The sequence below is a fragment of the Chryseobacterium sp. PMSZPI genome, from assembly GCF_002835665.1.
GTDB lineage: Bacteria > Bacteroidota > Bacteroidia > Flavobacteriales > Weeksellaceae > Chryseobacterium.
The window spans coordinates 83,505-100,445 of record NZ_PIZV01000037.1 but is presented as its reverse complement, the minus strand read 5'-3'; the positions used below and the strand labels follow the sequence as shown (position 1 = coordinate 100,445).

The following is a 16,941-nucleotide window of genomic DNA, read 5'->3' as shown; positions in this document are numbered from 1 at the left end:
CTATTTTTTAATTAATCTAGCAATATACTTACCAATGATGTCAAATTCTAAATTCACTTTATCACCAATTTTTAGATGTTTCATATTTGTAAATTCCCATGTATAAGGAATAATAGCTACGGAAAACTGAGCATCTTCACTCTTTGCCACAGTCAGGCTGATTCCGTTTACAGTGATTGATCCTTGAGGTACTGTTACAAAATTTCCGTCTGCTTCATATTTCATTGTAATGAAGTAACTACCATCTTTATTTTCGATATTAACAACTTCACCTGTTTTATCAACGTGTCCCTGAACAATATGTCCGTCTAATCTTCCATCCATCTTCATGCAACGTTCAAGATTAACAACAGTTCCCAATTCCCATTTTCCAAGATTGGTTTTCTCTAATGTTTCATTGATGGCCGTAACCACATATTGGTGTTCTTTAATCTCAACTACAGTCAGACAACAACCGTTATGAGCAAGGCTTTGATCAATTTTCAGTTCGTTTGTAAAAGGGCATGTCAGCGTAAAATCTATATTGCTTCCTTTCTCTTCAATCTTTTCAATAACGCCAACTGCTTCAATAATTCCTGTGAACATATTATTTTTTGCTAAATTTGTAAATTATAATCTTCAAAGATAATCAAAATGAGCCCAAAAAACCATAAAGTACGAGTAGGAATTTCAATCGGTGATTTCAACGGCATCGGTCCAGAGATCATTATGAAGTCTCTGAAAGACAAAACTATTACGGATTTTTTCACTCCCGTAATTTTTGGCTCTGGGAAATTATTCACTTATCAGAAAAACATTTTCAAACTGAATCTTAATTTCAACTATGTGAATGAGGCTTCTCAGGCTCAAGCAGGAAAGCTTAATATGGTTAACTTAACCAAGGAAAACGTCAATATAGAATTGGGAGTTCCTACCGAAGAATCTACAAAAATGGCGATTGATTCTTTGGAAGCCGCCACTGAAGCTTTAATGAAAGGAGAGATTGATGTTCTTGTAACAGCTCCCATCAATAAAGATGAAATGGTAAAAATGGGCTTCAAACATGCGGGACACACCGGATATTTTGAAGAAAAATTCAGCAAAAAGGGATTGATGTTCCTTGTCACTGAAGATCTTAAGGTTGCTGTTTCTACTCATCATATTCCTATTGCTCAGGTGGCAGAAAACATTTCTAAAGAAAAAATCAAGAAACAGATTAGAGTTCTCAACCAAAGCCTTGTTGAAGATTTTTGTATTCAAAAACCGAAAATTGCTGTTTTAGGCTTAAATCCTCACGCAGGAGACGGTGGTGTAATCGGAACTGAAGAAATTGAAATTATCGGACCAGCCATTAAAGAACTTTCTGAAAATGGAATACTGGCATTCGGACCTTTCCCGGCAGACAGTTTCTTCCAACCCAACAAATACAAAAACTTCGATGCTGTTTTAGCCATGTATCACGATCAGGGACTTGCTCCGTTCAAAACATTGGCTTATGAAGAGGGAGTAAATTACACGGCCGGACTTCCTTTCATCAGAACTTCTCCGGATCATGGAGTTGCATATGATATTGCGGGGAAAAATATTGCCGATGAGCAGAGTTTTACAGAAGCTATTTTCACTGCAATTAAGGTTTTTAAGAACAGAAGTGAATATAATGATCTGATGAGCAATCGACTTCAGCCGAGAAAAATGGCTGTTGATAACGGAATAGACGAAGATCTTCCAGAGGAAACTGAAGCATAAATCTTTAAAACAAATTTTAAATTAATTTGTTTCGGATTTTATTTGTTATTATAAAAAAAATGCATATTTTTGCACACTCATTTTATGGACAAGTTAAGAAACTACGACGTAAGCTTTTCCGGACTTAAAAACGGAAAACACGAGTTCAAGTTTGAGATAGATAAAACGTTCTTTCAATTATTTGACACTGAACAGGAATTTACAAATCCGAGAATAACAGTGAATGTGTTGCTTGATAAACACACTACTTTTCTGGAATTTGAGATTAAAATAAAAGGACTGGTTGAGCTGGTTTGTGATATTACAAATGAAGATTTCGACTATCCTATTGAGAATGAAATTAAAATTCTGGTGAATTTCGGGGAAGAATATGATGACAGCAATGAAGATGTTATTACCATTCCTACTGGCGAGCATGCTTTTAATGTAGCACATTTAATTTATGAAAATGTAATGCTTTCCATTCCGATGAAAAAGATTTCACCAAATGTAAGTGATGAAGATATAAAGCTTCTCGATCAGTTCAGTCCAAAAGATGTAGAGGAAACCGAAGAGGAAGAACATGAAAGCGATCCCAGATGGGATGCTTTGAAAAAGTTAAAAGACAATAATTAAATAAAATAATTTAAATATGATGAGATGATGAATCTCATCGCTCATCAATTAAAAAAGTTATTACAAAATGGCACATCCAAAGAGAAGACAGTCGTCTACAAGAAGAGATAAGAGAAGAACTCACTACAAAGCTGTAGTTCCTCAATTAGCTAAAGATGCAACAACAGGAGAGCTTCACCTATACCACAGAGCTCACTGGCATGAAGGAAAACTTTACTACAGAGGTAAAGTAGTATTGGAAAAAGAAGTAGCTACTACTGAAGAAAACTAAGAGTTGCTTTTCATCGAAAAAGCCTCATTTTAATACAAAAACCGCCCAATTTTAATAAAATTTGGCGGTTTTTTGTTGTTTTTTGCGTTTTTTTGGTATCTTTGACCCAAAATCAAATATCAATTTTATGGACATTAAAGACATACAAAATCTTATCAAGTTTGTATCTAAAGCTGAAGTTTCAGAGGTAAAATACAAAACTAAAGATTTCGAAATCACTATTAAAACTCCATTAGCTGGAAGCGAAGCTGTTTATGCACAACCTGCAGTATACCACACTGCTCCACAAGCAGTAGCTGCTCCGGCACCTGTTGCAACTCCGGCTGCTGCACCTGCTGAGAAAGCTGAAGCTGCTTCTGATGATAGCAAGTATGTAACGATCAAGTCACCAATGATCGGTACTTTCTACAGAAAGCCATCTCCTGATAAGGATGTATTTGTAAATGTAGGTGATGAAGTTTCTGTTGGTAAAGTAGTTTGCGTAATCGAAGCAATGAAGTTATTCAACCAAATCGAGTCTGAGATCAGCGGAAAAATCGTTAAAATCTTAGTAGATGATGCTACTCCTGTAGAATACGACCAACCATTATTCTTAGTAGATCCATCTTAATTATAATATTGATTAATGATGATTGATAATTGATTATAAATCAATTTCAAATTTCAAATTTTCAAATTTCAAATCGTATTAAGATGTTCAAAAAAATATTAATAGCCAATCGTGGCGAAATTGCAATGCGTATTTTACGTACTTGTAAGGAAATGGGGATCAAGACCGTGGCAGTATACTCTACTGCTGACAAAGACAGTCTTCACGTAAGATTTGCTGATGAAGCGGTTTGTATTGGCCCTGCAATGAGTAAAGACTCATACCTTAAAATCCCTAATATTATTGCTGCTGCGGAAATTACAAATGCAGACGCAATTCACCCAGGTTACGGATTCCTATCTGAAAATGCTAACTTCTCAAGAATCTGCCAAAAAAACGGAATCAAGTTCATTGGAGCATCTCCTGAACAGATTGAAAAAATGGGAGACAAAGCAAATGCTAAGGCTACCATGAAAGCGGCCGGTGTACCTTGCGTACCTGGTTCTGACGGATTGATCGAATCCTATGAGCATGCCGTAAAGATTGCTGAAGAAACAGGATATCCTGTTATGATTAAAGCAACTGCTGGTGGTGGTGGTAAAGGAATGAGAGCTGTTTGGAAAGCCGAAGACCTTAAAGAACATTGGGACTCTGCGATTCAGGAAGCTGTAGCTGCCTTTGGAAACGGAGGTATGTATATGGAAAAACTGATTGAAGAACCCAGACACATCGAAATTCAGGTTGCTGGAGACCAATTCGGTAAAGCTTGCCACCTTTCTGAAAGAGACTGTTCTGTACAGAGAAGAAACCAAAAGCTTACTGAAGAAACACCTTCTCCTTTCATGACGGATGAACTTCGTGAGAAAATGGGTGATGCCGCAGTAAAAGCTGCTGAATTCATTGGATATGAAGGTGTAGGAACAATTGAATTCCTTGTAGACAAGCACAGAAATTTCTACTTCATGGAAATGAATACAAGAATCCAGGTAGAACATCCTATTACTGAGCAGGTAATTGATTATGACCTGATCAGAGAACAAATTCTTCTTGCTGCAGGAACTCCTATTTCAGGAATCAATTATTACCCTAAATTGCATTCTATTGAATGTAGAATCAATGCTGAAGATCCTTATGCAGACTTCAGACCGTCTCCGGGAAAAATCACTGGATTAAACATCCCTGGCGGACACGGAATCAGAGTAGACACTCACGTTTATTCCGGATATACAATCCCTTCCAACTATGACTCTATGATTGCTAAGCTTATCACTACGGCTCAAACCCGTGAGGAAGCTATTGCAAAAATGAGACGTGCCCTTGAGGAATTCTATATTGAAGGAGTGAAAACTACAATTCCTTTCCACAGACAATTGATGGATAATGAAGATTATCTTGCAGGAAACTACACTACGAAATTCATGGAGGATTTTGTGATGGATAGAAAATATGATAATCACTAAAAATTATCATTCATATAAAAGAAGGCGTCTAAAAAGGCGCCTTCTTTAGTTTTATACTCTGTCTCTTTTTAAGGGTTAATCTTATCTTATAAAAACAGGGAAAGTTATTTTTGTAATGACAAAAGATAAAATTTGTTGTAGTATAACTCAAAATTATCATAGAAGCGATGACATCAGCAATAAAGGAGAGATTAGCAGAAACCTTTCAGATTTCAAGGGAGCGTACAGAGGAGTTTTTGGAAGCTTGCTACATGATGAATTACGATAAAAACCAAATAATAGAACCTAAAAATGGAGTTTTTGACCGTTTGGGATTCATTTTGAACGGCGCTGTCCGGATTTATTATATCAATGAAAAAGGTGAAGATATCAGTTATCTTTTGCAGGTGAACAATGATGTCATTGGCGATTATGCGAGCTATATCACCGGAAAAAAATCAATGGCGGTTATACAAACTCTTCTGAAAACGGAGGTTTTATACTTCGATAAAAAAGATATTGACGCTTTAATTCAGAAAGATATTTTTTGGCTTGGAATCGCAAAACATATATCCGATTTAGCTTTTTTGGATGCAAAACAAAGGCTAGACGAATTATTTTTTTATACACCAGAAGAACGTTATCTCAATCTTTTGAAAAAATCCCCTGAAATTCTGAACAAAATTCCGCAGAAATATATTTCATCTTACTTAGGAATTACACCACAGTCGTTGAGCAGAATCCGAAAAAGAATTTATTAATTCCGAAATTAACTTAAGTGAACGTTTTTGGTTTTTCTGACCATTAATTTTGTCTCATAAAATGTAATCATAATGAAAATAGCAATTATTGGTGGCGGTATTGGTGGCTTGACAACAGCTTTAGCTCTACTAAAAAATAACCTGGACGTTACCATTTACGAAAGTGCTCCCGAGATAAAACCTGTCGGTGCCGGAATCATCATGGCCAATAATGCAATGCAGGTTTTTGATAAACTTGGCATTCGGCACAAAATTGAAGAAGCAGGTCACAAGATTTCAACTATTAAAATTACTGATCCGCAACTCAAAACCTTGTCGGATCTACAATTGAATAAATTTGAGCGTAAATACGGGGTACACAATATTGCCATTCATCGTGGCGATTTGCAAATGATTTTAGCGGAGGAAATTGGTTTTGAAAATATTAAACTTTCCAAACGTTTATCCAAAATCGAACAAGCAAACAGCTATCAACTCACTTTTGAAGATGGAACTTTTGCCAATGCAGACGCTGTTATTGGAGCAGATGGAATTAAATCGGTAGTGCGACATCAAGTTTTAAACATTGGAAAACTAAGATCTTCCAAACAACAATGCTGGCGTGGTGTTAGCGAATTCGATTGGACAGCGAAATACAATCATCAAGCCTGTGAGGCTTGGGGAAAAGGCCGGCGCTTTGGCTTCGTGAGAATTAACGACCAAAAAGTCTATTGGTACGCCGTGGTTAACGAGAAATTGGTTAAAAATCCGTATCATCTTGCTGAACTTTTTGCCGACTTTAACCCCGAAGTTCCAAGGATGATTTCCGAAACTCCCAAAGAAAAAATATTTGTCAACGACATTATCGATTTGGAACCCATTTATCAATGGCAAAAAGATCGCGTTTGTTTGATTGGTGATGCAGCGCATGCAACAACTCCTAATATGGGACAAGGGGCTTGCCAGGCTATTGAAGACGCCTACATTCTTGGAAAGCTTTTGGGTGAAGGAATAAGTGTGGACGAAGCATTCAAACAATACGAAAAGTTGCGCATGAAAAAAGCACATTATATTGTCAACACGAGTTCATCCATTGGTAAAGTTTCTCATTATGAAAACAGTTTGGCAATTTGGCTTCGCAATACTTTACTGAAGGCAACACCAAGTTCTGTCAACGAAAAGCAAATGGAAAAAGTGTTTGATATTTCATACTAGAAGTAACTTATAATTTATATGGTTGAAGATAAAAATAAAGTTTCTCCTCTTCCCAATCATTGCATGTTTTAATTATTCTTCTATCAATTTTATATCTTTGACCAAGAAATATCTTTTGGCTCTATATGTTTATTCTTTTTGAAAAGACTAAATGCAAAATCCAATATTACCATTTATAAACGAATTTTTTGTCTTTTTTCATTTAAAATAGATTCTTGAACAGATAAATAAAAATATGCTGAAAATTATCATCAAATACATTCTCATTGCAAGTCTCTCCTGGTTTATTATTCATTCTTTATATATTACTTATGATGGATTTACAAATTCTAAACAAAAAGCAGATCTCGCTGTAGTCTTTGGGAATAAAGTAAATGAAGATGGAACCCTTTCTCCACGATTAAAAGCAAGACTTGATAAAAGTATTGAGCTTTATCAGAAAAAACAAATCAAAGATATTCTGGTAAGCGGGGGACTTGGCAAAGAAGGTTACTGGGAAGGCACAGAAATGAAAAACTATCTGATAAAAAATAAAATTTCGTCCAATAAAATTCTTGTAGATAACTTTGGGGACAACACTGAGAAGACCGTCATCAATACTATAAAAATAGCTGACAGCCTAAAATATAGCAGTGTCATTTCCGTGTCACAATACTATCATCAAACCAGAATCAAAAAACTATTCAGGGGGCATCATTTCAAAAACATTGATAGTTCAAGTCCTATCTATTTTGAAATAAGAGACTTCTATTCGATTTTCAGGGAATTTTTTGCTTATTATTTATAAGAACATTAAAATATGCCTTGCCCTTAAGAATACATAAAAATAAAAAAATGTTGTTCATAATAACTTTCCTAATATTAAAGATAGAAAACCTGCAAACTGTTTATCTGTTAAGAAAATATTTTCCAATACAGACTACTTTACCCTTAAAATACACTTCAATTATAAGCATATACTGTACTCCATTTTTGTTGATCGATCTCATTAATATTGCGTAAATTTGTGAAAAACCAACAATATGTCAACAGCAGAAAAAACAAAAAACTCACAGTATTTTATTGACCTTGAAGACAAACATGGAGCGCATAATTATCACCCTCTTCCAGTAGTTCTGGATCGTGGAGAAGGTGTTTTTGTTTGGGATGTAGAAGGCAAAAAGTATTATGACTTTCTTTCAGCATATTCTGCTGTAAACCAAGGACACTCTCACCCTAAAATTGTAGGAGCATTGGTAGAACAGGCTCAAAAGCTGGCTTTAACGTCAAGAGCATTTTATAATTCTAAATTAGGAGAGTACGAACAAAAAATCACGTCTCTTTTCGGATTTGATAAAGTTTTACCCATGAATTCTGGAGCTGAAGCGGTAGAAACTGCTGTAAAACTGGCTAGAAAATGGAGCTACGAAGTAAAAGGTATTTCTGAAAACGCAGCTAAAATTATTGTTTGCGAAAATAACTTCCATGGAAGAACTACTACTATTGTTTCTTTCTCTAATGATCCGGATGCCAATCAGAATTATGGACCTTTCACCCCTGGATTCATCAAGATTCCTTACAACGATGTTGCAGCATTAGATGATGTTTTAAGCAAAGATGCAGCTAATATTGCAGCATTTTTGGTAGAGCCTATTCAAGGGGAAGCCGGAGTATATGTACCGGACGAAAACTTCCTGAAAAAAGCTTTTGAACTTTGTAAAAAACATAATGTCCTTTTTATTGCTGATGAAGTACAAACAGGTATTGCAAGAACAGGAAAGCTGATTGCATGTCATCACGAAGATGTACAACCGGATATTTTAATCCTTGGGAAAGCACTTTCAGGGGGAATGTATCCAGTATCTGCAGTATTGGCTAATGATGCTATCATGAATGTGATTAAACCTGGACAACATGGTTCTACTTTTGGAGGAAACCCAATAGCGTGCGCTGTAGCAGTAGCTGCTTTAGATGTTGTCGCTGATGAAAAGTTATCTGAAAGAGCCGAAGAGCTTGGACAAATTTTCAGAGCAGAGGTAGAAAAATTAATGGCGAAAACAGACCTTATCACTAAAGTAAGAGGAAAAGGCCTTTTAAACGCCATCCTCATCAACGATACGCCTGAAAGTTCTACTGCATGGAACCTTTGTTTACAACTTAAAGAAAATGGATTATTGGCTAAACCAACGCATGGTAACATCATCAGACTGGCACCACCGTTGGTAATCACTGAGGAACAACTTCTTGATTGTGTAAAAATTATTGAAAAAACATTCCTGGAATATAAGAATTAATTTCTTCCAAGAACTTTTTCATAAAACCTAAGATAATTATTGGACATTTCGGTATAGCTATACTGTTTTGTCCAATTTTTTATTTCTTTAATCATCTCTTCTTTATGATCATTGTATAAGGTCATTTTCTCTTTAAATACATCAGCCATTTCTTTAGGGTCAAAACCATCAAAGTAGAATGCATGATCCCCTCCGATCTCCGGAAGGCTTGTGTACTTTGAAAGAAAAACAGGTTTTCCAAAAGCCATGGCTTCAATAGGTGGTATTCCAAAGCCTTCTGCAATGGAAGGATGACACATGGCATCAGAATGTTGAATAACAGCATATTTTTCTTCTTCTGAAAGATTTTTCAGGAAGTGAACTCTATGTTCAAGATTCAACTCTTTAATTCTTGCCCGAACTTCATCTGCATAAGGTTGCTTTTCATCCGAAGCAATAAGAACCAAATCATCTTCAATATGGGGTAACATTTCAACCAAAGTCAACTGATTCTTTTTATTGAAAAGGACTCCGATATTCAGTATATATTTTTTGTCTTTTAAAAAACTATATTTTCCCAAATGATACTCCCTGTTTTCGGGAAGTTGAATCCCGTTATGGATAACGACAATATCTTTAAGCTTATGAAGGGAAAAAAGAGCCTTATTTTGAATAAAATTTTGGCGTGCATAGTCTGAAATACAGACAATATAATCCGCATTTTTCACATTGTCTCTCACTTTACCCATCATTTTTGCCTTTTTAGACTCACTTAGGTTTTCGTGTAAAAAGTTCAGGTCATGAAGAGTCACAATTTTAATTGTATTCTTATAATTTCTATGGAAGTATGAAGAAAGCTGATGACTCACATGAATCAGGTCAAATTTACTGCTGAACCGTTCGTAAAAACGGTGTGTTTTACTCCATGAAATATAGTTGAGTTTAAGACTACATTTTTCAAGCTGCTCCTTATCTCCGAAATAAGATATTTCAAATTTAGAATTATTCTCCTGTAAGCCTTTAGCCAGATTTCGAAAAACATTTGCAATTCCTGAGTTGGGATATCTGAGACGTTCAAGATCAATTAATATTTTTGCCATATAACAATAACGGAAAATTTTTAAGAAAATTTGTTTTTAAAGAAAACGATTTCTTTTTCAAGGCTATGATTGTTTTTAATAAATTCATGAGATTTGTGCTTTAGGCGATTATAAAACTCATCATTTTTCAAAAGCAATTCAATGTACTCTGCAAATTCTTTTGCATCATCTGTCACCAAACAACCATTGTCATTTTTCTGTGAAAGACCATCTACTCCGCGAGTATTGGTTACTACAGGTAAATTATTGCTTAAAGATTCCAATACTTTAATTTTAACACCTGTTCCACTCAACATCGGGCAGATTGTCATTCTTGCATTGTCATAAAATTCCTGCAAATCATCTACCATCCCATGGATTGTCACATTGGGATATTCTTTTTTAATTTCCTTACCTACTTTTCCAATAACATGAATGTTGATATTATTTTTTAAATGAGGCAGTACTTCTTCTAAAAACCAATGAATACTATTAACATTGTGTGGATTATTACTGGCCACATACACCACATCATATTTATAATACTGCTTTAAAGGGGCCATTGGCTGTTGTGGAAAAGATACCGGAATATGTACAATTTTACTGTCGGTAAACTGTTCAAAAATATACCGCTCTTCTACTGAAAAGGTCCAGATTTCATCGAACTTTCTCATTGCTTTCACTTCAGATTGAAACAGCTTTCCAATTCTGTTGATTTTATTCCTTGATTGTGCAGTAATAAAATCATGTGAATCTAAAATCAAATAACTTTTGTATGCTAATCCGTCTACTAAACTACTCCACGAAGCATAACTGATTATAATTTTATCATACTTCTTTGCATTAAGGATTTTAGTTACTTTTTTATTTAAAAACGGATTTGAGATATCAATGGTGATTCCCCTTAAAAGCTTGGGTAAAAAGTTAGGAATTTTATAGAAAAAAATAGATTTTATCGGGTGCTTTTTCTTGTCAATTTTTCTGTTGGTCAGAATCAGATTAACATTTGGATATAGGTCATGAAAAGTCTTTGTGGAAGTGGGAGTCCATGTTCCCCAATCACTGATGGATAAGAAATCAACTTCATTGTGTTCGGAAGAATCATTCAAAAATTCTAACATTTGTATGCACCTGGTAATATTACCTGCCTTCCCTTCTGTAGGACAGTCAGGCATAAAATACAAAATCTTTTTCTTCAAGTTTTTTATTGTTTAATCTAAATTATTTTCTTTATCAGGATGTAATCAGCTCCTTCCATTGTCCCAAAATAGCTTCGGGAGCATATTTTTTCATGTTCTGATGTCCCTGATGACCGAGTTTATTTTTTAAGAATTGTTAATTAACAAACTTATCTAAAATAAACAAATAAAGAATGATAATTCGTAAAATCCTATCGCTCTTTTAAAGAAAGTTGCTAGCAAAGATATAATAAAAAAAATGTAATTTTATTTATTGTCATTTTGAAAATCAAAAAAAGACTATAAAAATTAGTCTAAAGATGTATCATTATGCTATTCCTTATTATAAAATCTACACTTAATTTTATAGTCTTTACAAAATTTTATCAGTATTCATTTTTAAATCTCAAGCAAGAGATTTAGATTAAATAAATTGTTTAAATTTGCCGCAATAAAATAATATTTATGAAAAAGAAATTTATTTTTCCTATTTTTTTTAGCCTCGCGTTTGTGGGTTGTTCAAGTGAAATGACTCTTACACCAACTGAAGATGGAGTTTTTAAAAGTAAAGAAGAAATAAACAGATCCGCTGCAAAAGCTGCCTTAACTAACAATTTTAATGTATTAGGTTTCGGATATGATGCCACCGGAAGATATGCTAATATTGAAGCAACCAGACTTCAGGTAATTGATACAGAAAAATTCAACAACTTAGATCCTGGCCATCTTGACGTTAAAGTGGGAACTGAAGAAAATTTTGAATATACTTTCGGTACAAATGCAATAGAATATTCAAAAGAATTAACTGTTAAAGCTGGATTTTCAGCAGATTTATTTAAATTATTTAAGGCTGAAGTTAAGAGTTCTTTTAATAGTTCTGAAGCATATAAGGCTAGTATGTCTCTAGCTAATGCGACTAAATATATTATACAAAAAAGGCTTAAACTTGTTTCAAGTAATGAAAATCTAAGAAATAATTATTTATCTCAAAATTTCATAGATGATGTCAATAATTTATCACCAGAAATGTTAGTAAATTATTATGGTACCCATGTTGTAGCAAGTGCAGTCCTTGGTGCTAAATTCTCAATGTCTTATAAGACACAAACTCGTAGTGATAACAAAAAAGAAGCCCTTGAAGCAGGATTTGCAGCCAATGCTATATCAAAATTATGGTCTGCGAACATTGATTATTCCTACAACTCTAGCGAAGCAAAATATAATTACAACCAACAAGTATACTATAGATCTCTAGGAGGAGATGGTACACAAGCTTTAATAGGAGAGATTACTCTTGATAACACCACACCTGTTAAACTCAATATTAATCAGTGGCAAAGTACTTGTACATTACAAAATGCAGTATTAATTGATTTCGGGGATACAGGACTAATCCCTTTATATGAGTTCATTAGTGATAATAACAAAAGAGAGCAAGTTAAGAATTATATCACACAGTATTTACAAAATAATTCAACACAAATATCGCTTGACAAAATCCCAATTTATAGATACTTTAGTGGTGGGATGAATGATCATATATATGACCCTCAGATAAATGTTACTTCGTATGACAATACCTGGATAAAGGAAAAGGTAGCATTCTATGGTTATAACTATCCTGCTCCAAATACTGTTGCTGTATATAAGTACTTTATACCAAGCTTAAATGATCATGTATATTATACTGATCCTTATTTACAATTTTCTGATGCAAATGTAAGAAACGAAGGAATTATTTTTTATGTCCCTAACCAATCTGTATTAGGAGCCAAACCTGTATACAAATATTACAACAGCCAAATGAAAGACCATATCTTTGAACTTAATCCTGATATTAGCCAAGTAGATAATTCATGGATAAGAGAGAATATTGTTTTTAATGCATTTGAAAATTAACAAGATAGTACATACATAAGTAAAAATACTGAAAGATATACTACAGTCAAATGATTTATACCAGGAATCTTTTTGAAAAAATTATTTCCTGATAAAAATTATAAATGTTTTACAAGCTGTAAAGTATCTTCAGTATTTTTCTTTTATAAAGAGTTATTAAATCAAGCCATGTATTGCATGCTCAATTGTATTTTAAAAATAAATTATTGATTAGTAGTTATTCTTGAAGTGTAATTTAAAATCCCTGATTTTCGCGAAATTCTTTCAAAGTTGAACCAACTCAAGTATTGAGATTATATTTCAGAAATAAAATCTTTTAAAAGTAAATTCCATTTATCTAAAATTTTGTCCGGCGCAAAGTTTTCTATTTCATAATGAGCATTTCTTCCTAATTTACTTCGTAAATATGCATTTTTCATCAGGCTCTCAAGATAATTTTCAAATTCCGCTTTATCTTGAGCCAAGAAGCCACTTATATTATGTTTTATTAATTCGTTAACCCCGGAACAGCTCTTAAATCCAATTGAAGGAAGACCTATCGACATAGCCTCAGCTAAAGCCAAACCAAATCCTTCATACTTACTTGGAAAAATAAAAATATCAGATTCTTTTAATTTTTCTAAAGGATTATCTGTAAAGCCCATTAAAAGGATTCGATCTTCAAGATGATATTTTTTAATTTTCTCTTTTAGTAATTCAAAATCTGGTCCAACTCCCCAAAAATACAATTTCCATTTTGGAAATTTATTACTCAAACCTGCAAAAATATCAATTGCTATATCTTGCTGTTTACAACTTGTAACCAAGGAAGCAATGTTAACAATTTTAAATTCGTCTTTATTTTCCTGATGTTCAACAATATTCACATCTTCAATTTGTGGAACGGGATTAGGAATTGCCATACTCTTTCCTTGGAAAGTTTCCGGTAAGAAAGCTTTATAACTTTCAAATAAAACCTGAATGGCAGAAAGTTTTTTATAAGATTCTTTTAAAAGTTTCATTTCAATCGGACTTCTATACCATAGAATATCGGTATAATCGTAGTCCGGTCTTCCATTCGTGGAGTTTATAATAGGAATATCGTAATGATTATTATAAGTAATTTCCAATAAGGAACCGATTGACATGGTGATAATAATATCTGGACTCAGCTTCTCAATATAATTTTTCCAATCCTTGGATCTTTGGGATAAATTAAATTTAAAAAGTTCATCCTCCCCTCCTACTTCTGCAAGCAGTTTTTTATTATAAAACTTTGCTTTCTTTTTCTCTACCTTAAATTTCAACCACAGAAAAGGATTTTTCCCATGATAATTATGAAATGGCAATAAAGACTTCTGAATAGTTTCAGGATTGTAAATATTGGTAACTTTTATATTTCCATGTAAAGGAAAAACAGGCTTTCCCGAAATATCCTGATTAGTGGCAATCTCTACCTCATGTCCATTCAGGGCAAAATCATTTGCTAAAAAAGAACATATTTTTTCAGTTCCTCCCGAACCATTAATGAAATTGAGATGTTGAACCAATAAAATTTTCATCTTTCAAAATTCTTTACAATATCGCTCCTTAATTGTTTTCGGATCGATTTAATCGGTATAAATTTAATAAGTTTTAAATATAGTTTTCGTTTTTTCTCTCTTTCCACAAGGTATTGAGGATAAAAAGCATCAAATTTCGTGCAATCATCTGTTTCTAAAAAATATAAAAAGGCTCCACTTAAATGCTTTTTATCTTTCTTTTCAAAATATGGAAAAACATTTTTATTCATAAATTCTTTGATGATTGTATGCAAAAATATTTTCTGTTGGTCATTTAAAGACATGGCAATATATCTGAATTCAAAAGGTTCATGTTCTATAAACAATGCTAAATGCAAAGCATGGGATTTAAAAAGCTGATGTTTTGTATAAAAATCTTCTAAAATGCCAAACCATTTAGGAATAGTATCTAATACCTTTCCTGCGTTTTCATTTATTTTCACATGATTTTGATTCTCATGTTTCCGATAATTATAGATTCCTTGGGCATTCAAGCTAATTTTCCTGGTAAGTGCCAATAGCTGGTGTGAAAATAATCCATCTTCTCCAGGTTGAATATTTTCAGGGAATTTGATATCCGGATATTTTTTTAAAAATTCTAATCTTATAAATTGTGCACAGGTGGGAAGAGCCATTACATTCGGCATTCGTTTATAAAAATACTCACCTACAATGACAATATCACTGTCATTTTGTTTTGCTACTTCATAAGAAGTCTTAAGAAAGTCAGCGTCAATCGTATCATCAGAATCCAGGAAGAAAATAAACTCTCCTGTTGCATGAGATAATCCTAAGTTTCGGGCTACAGAAACCCCTGAGTTATTTTGAGAAAAATACTTGATTCTACTATCTTTTTGTTGATAACTTTCACAAATCACAGCCGATCCATCTGTACTTCCATCATTTACCAAAATCAACTCAATTTCCGGAAGGCTTTGCGTTAAAACGCTTTCAATAGTTTCTACTAAAAAGTTTTCAACATTATACACCGGTATAATTACAGATACTGGTATTTTATTTTTCTCAAGATTCATTCAATCAATATTATTTTGCAAGACAATCGTCTAATTTCTGTTTGCTGAGCTGGAACTCTCTATATTTAAACACTCCGGTTTTATAAGCAATAACAGCACCAAAATTAATATCTTCACTGGAAGTTGTCATCGGGAAAACACAAGATCTGTATGCATTTTGTTCTACTAAAGCTTTAGGGAGCACTTTAAAATTCATTCCATCTTTAGAAACAGCCAGATAAAGACTTTCTGCAGTATATCTTCTTACATCTCCGGTTGCTATACATAAAAAGTAATATCCATCCACATATGTTGCCTGGATATGCCAAGGAGCATACGAAGAATTTACCTGTGTCCACGGTTTATTTATAAAATTAACTACCTTACTATTTTTAAATGTTGAGAAATTCAATCCGTCATTTGATGTTCTTCTGATGATATAGGAGCCATCATTTCCTGGAAAGTTGGGGCTTATGTTATTTTCGACTTCGTAGCTTACATAATTTTTCCCGTTATACACAAAACTCGGAGATATGATATGGTTATTATTAGGAGAATATGGAGTACTGCTTGTATAAGCTACTTCTAACGGAGTCCAGGAGACACCATCAGTAGAAGTCTGTCGTACAATTGTTCTTTGTGAGTTTTTCAGAAGTTTTTTTACGTTATTTTGACTTTTTGCGCCTCTTGCTTTCAAAGCTTTTGCCTTAATAAAGCTTCCTCTGTAATATAACGAAAATTTCCCGTTTTCATATGTCCAGTCTACATCAGACCAAAAGCCTTGCAGAGGTTCTTTCGCCTTTTCAAGAAAGCTCTCACCAGTAGAGGGAGTTCTCTGAAGTGGGGATGAAATTCCACCGGGAGACTTCCAGTTGAGACCATCATTCGAAACTACAATGGTAGGGTTTTCAAATCTTTTAGCATCGGGATCTATACCGACAGTTCCAAAATAAGGAGTGAAAACCATCCAGTATTTGTAACCATTAAGGCCGTTCGGGAAGTACTGTACATCCGGATGGCAATATCCAAAATTTGGAGCATTAATATCTTTTATAAAATTCTGCTTGTTTTGCCCGGGATAATTTCCATTGGCCAGCACATTGATATTGATCGTTCCAATATCAGTCAGATAACTTGAAGGTTCTTTATAGTTTTTATTATTATCAGATATAGGATCGACATTTTCGGCAAATAAGCTGTCTTCCTGCCTTGAACAAGAAAACGAAAAAAAAATGACCAGAATCCATAATAAACTATGGCTGTTGGTACGTGTTGACAATTTTGGTGAGCACATCTTCTTAATATTCATCTTTAGAACTCACAATTTTATCATCATCCAGTAGCTTATAGTTGGTTTCATTATCCAAAATGCAATATTTCAACCA

At 33.8% G+C, this 16,941-nt stretch carries 16 protein-coding genes; 10 read left to right on the top strand and 6 right to left on the bottom strand.

The genetic code is table 11. The features are described from left to right. A complete protein-coding gene (locus CW752_RS08000) occupies window positions 1-585 on the bottom strand; it encodes a riboflavin synthase (protein ID WP_101239219.1) in 585 nt (194 codons plus the stop codon). Window positions 586-633: 48 nt separating this feature from the next. Here CW752_RS08000 and pdxA point away from each other — a divergent pair, with 48 nt between their 5' ends. The 9 genes from pdxA (at window position 634) to rocD (ending at window position 8,867) form a co-directional block, all read left to right on the top strand. Then, a complete protein-coding gene (gene pdxA / locus CW752_RS07995; RefSeq protein ID WP_101239218.1) occupies window positions 634-1,725 on the top strand; it encodes a 4-hydroxythreonine-4-phosphate dehydrogenase PdxA in 1,092 nt (363 codons plus the stop codon). Between the two features lie 84 nt (window positions 1,726-1,809). Further along, window positions 1,810-2,340: a YceD family protein gene (locus CW752_RS07990; protein WP_101239217.1), complete on the top strand. Its 531-nt coding sequence runs from the start codon at window positions 1,810-1,812 to the stop codon at window positions 2,338-2,340. Between the two features lie 67 nt (window positions 2,341-2,407). Then, the gene (gene rpmF, locus CW752_RS07985; protein WP_007843326.1) at window positions 2,408-2,611 is read left to right on the top strand and encodes a 50S ribosomal protein L32; all 204 of its coding nucleotides are present in this window, start codon (window positions 2,408-2,410) and stop codon (window positions 2,609-2,611) included. A gap of 127 nt (window positions 2,612-2,738) precedes the next feature. After that, on the top strand, window positions 2,739-3,221 hold the full coding sequence (accB, locus tag CW752_RS07980) for an acetyl-CoA carboxylase biotin carboxyl carrier protein (protein WP_101239216.1): 483 nt from the start codon (window positions 2,739-2,741) through the stop codon (window positions 3,219-3,221). Between the two features lie 83 nt (window positions 3,222-3,304). Next, the gene (gene accC / locus CW752_RS07975) at window positions 3,305-4,660 is read left to right on the top strand and encodes an acetyl-CoA carboxylase biotin carboxylase subunit (protein ID WP_101239215.1); all 1,356 of its coding nucleotides are present in this window, start codon (window positions 3,305-3,307) and stop codon (window positions 4,658-4,660) included. A gap of 167 nt (window positions 4,661-4,827) precedes the next feature. Then, window positions 4,828-5,400: a Crp/Fnr family transcriptional regulator gene (locus CW752_RS07970; protein ID WP_228401676.1), complete on the top strand. Its 573-nt coding sequence runs from the start codon at window positions 4,828-4,830 to the stop codon at window positions 5,398-5,400. A 72-nt stretch (window positions 5,401-5,472) separates the two neighbouring features. Continuing rightward, window positions 5,473-6,594 (top strand): FAD-dependent monooxygenase, encoded by a 1,122-nt coding sequence (locus CW752_RS07965; RefSeq protein WP_101239213.1) that lies wholly within the window; start codon window positions 5,473-5,475, stop codon window positions 6,592-6,594. 235 nt (window positions 6,595-6,829) lie between these two features. After that, complete coding sequence (locus CW752_RS07960; protein ID WP_101239212.1) at window positions 6,830-7,381, top strand: YdcF family protein; 552 nt, start codon at window positions 6,830-6,832, stop codon at window positions 7,379-7,381. Between the two features lie 235 nt (window positions 7,382-7,616). After that, complete coding sequence (gene rocD, locus CW752_RS07955) at window positions 7,617-8,867, top strand: ornithine--oxo-acid transaminase (protein WP_101239211.1); 1,251 nt, start codon at window positions 7,617-7,619, stop codon at window positions 8,865-8,867. Here rocD and CW752_RS07950 read toward each other — a convergent pair. Both CW752_RS07950 and CW752_RS07945 read right to left on the bottom strand, forming a co-directional pair. After that, a complete protein-coding gene (locus CW752_RS07950) occupies window positions 8,864-9,946 on the bottom strand; it encodes a glycosyltransferase family 4 protein (protein WP_101239210.1) in 1,083 nt (360 codons plus the stop codon). The genes rocD and CW752_RS07950 overlap by 4 nt on opposite strands. Window positions 9,947-9,966: 20 nt before the next feature. Continuing rightward, on the bottom strand, window positions 9,967-11,124 hold the full coding sequence (locus CW752_RS07945; protein WP_101239209.1) for a glycosyltransferase: 1,158 nt from the start codon (window positions 11,122-11,124) through the stop codon (window positions 9,967-9,969). 444 nt (window positions 11,125-11,568) lie between these two features. On the opposite strand from CW752_RS07945, the gene CW752_RS07940 reads away from it, so the two are divergent. After that, a complete protein-coding gene (locus tag CW752_RS07940) occupies window positions 11,569-13,002 on the top strand; it encodes an MAC/perforin domain-containing protein (RefSeq protein ID WP_101239208.1) in 1,434 nt (477 codons plus the stop codon). 293 nt (window positions 13,003-13,295) lie between these two features. On the opposite strand, the gene CW752_RS07935 is transcribed toward CW752_RS07940, so the two are convergent. The 3 genes from CW752_RS07935 to CW752_RS07925 are packed head-to-tail and all read right to left on the bottom strand — an operon-like array spanning window position 13,296 to window position 16,865. Next, window positions 13,296-14,543 (bottom strand): glycosyltransferase, encoded by a 1,248-nt coding sequence (locus tag CW752_RS07935; protein WP_101239207.1) that lies wholly within the window; start codon window positions 14,541-14,543, stop codon window positions 13,296-13,298. Beyond that, window positions 14,540-15,577, bottom strand: coding sequence for a glycosyltransferase family 2 protein (locus CW752_RS07930; RefSeq protein WP_101239206.1), 1,038 nt, complete (start codon window positions 15,575-15,577; stop codon window positions 14,540-14,542). The genes CW752_RS07935 and CW752_RS07930 overlap by 4 nt, the downstream gene beginning before the upstream one ends. Before the next feature lie 10 nt (window positions 15,578-15,587). Beyond that, the gene (locus CW752_RS07925; RefSeq protein WP_228401674.1) at window positions 15,588-16,865 is read right to left on the bottom strand and encodes a hypothetical protein; all 1,278 of its coding nucleotides are present in this window, start codon (window positions 16,863-16,865) and stop codon (window positions 15,588-15,590) included. Window positions 16,866-16,941: the final 76 nt, after the last annotated feature.

Bases quoted from the DNA above. Each gene is read 5' to 3' on its own strand.
- CW752_RS08000 (WP_101239219.1), bottom strand. From the start codon at position 585: ATGTTCACAGGAATTATTGAAGCAGTTGGCGTTATTGAAAAGATTGAA.
- CW752_RS07935 (WP_101239207.1), bottom strand. From the start codon at position 14,543: ATGAAAATTTTATTGGTTCAACATCTCAATTTCATTAATGGTTCGGGA.
- CW752_RS07940 (WP_101239208.1), top strand. From the start codon at position 11,569: ATGAAAAAGAAATTTATTTTTCCTATTTTTTTTAGCCTCGCGTTTGTG.
- CW752_RS07925 (WP_228401674.1), bottom strand. From the start codon at position 16,865: ATGAATATTAAGAAGATGTGCTCACCAAAATTGTCAACACGTACCAAC.
- accC (WP_101239215.1), top strand. From the start codon at position 3,305: ATGTTCAAAAAAATATTAATAGCCAATCGTGGCGAAATTGCAATGCGT.
- rocD (WP_101239211.1), top strand. From the start codon at position 7,617: ATGTCAACAGCAGAAAAAACAAAAAACTCACAGTATTTTATTGACCTT.
- CW752_RS07965 (WP_101239213.1), top strand. From the start codon at position 5,473: ATGAAAATAGCAATTATTGGTGGCGGTATTGGTGGCTTGACAACAGCT.
- CW752_RS07970 (WP_228401676.1), top strand. From the start codon at position 4,828: ATGACATCAGCAATAAAGGAGAGATTAGCAGAAACCTTTCAGATTTCA.
- CW752_RS07950 (WP_101239210.1), bottom strand. From the start codon at position 9,946: ATGGCAAAAATATTAATTGATCTTGAACGTCTCAGATATCCCAACTCA.
- CW752_RS07960 (WP_101239212.1), top strand. From the start codon at position 6,830: ATGCTGAAAATTATCATCAAATACATTCTCATTGCAAGTCTCTCCTGG.
- CW752_RS07930 (WP_101239206.1), bottom strand. From the start codon at position 15,577: ATGAATCTTGAGAAAAATAAAATACCAGTATCTGTAATTATACCGGTG.
- accB (WP_101239216.1), top strand. From the start codon at position 2,739: ATGGACATTAAAGACATACAAAATCTTATCAAGTTTGTATCTAAAGCT.
- pdxA (WP_101239218.1), top strand. From the start codon at position 634: ATGAGCCCAAAAAACCATAAAGTACGAGTAGGAATTTCAATCGGTGAT.
- rpmF (WP_007843326.1), top strand. From the start codon at position 2,408: ATGGCACATCCAAAGAGAAGACAGTCGTCTACAAGAAGAGATAAGAGA.
- CW752_RS07990 (WP_101239217.1), top strand. From the start codon at position 1,810: ATGGACAAGTTAAGAAACTACGACGTAAGCTTTTCCGGACTTAAAAAC.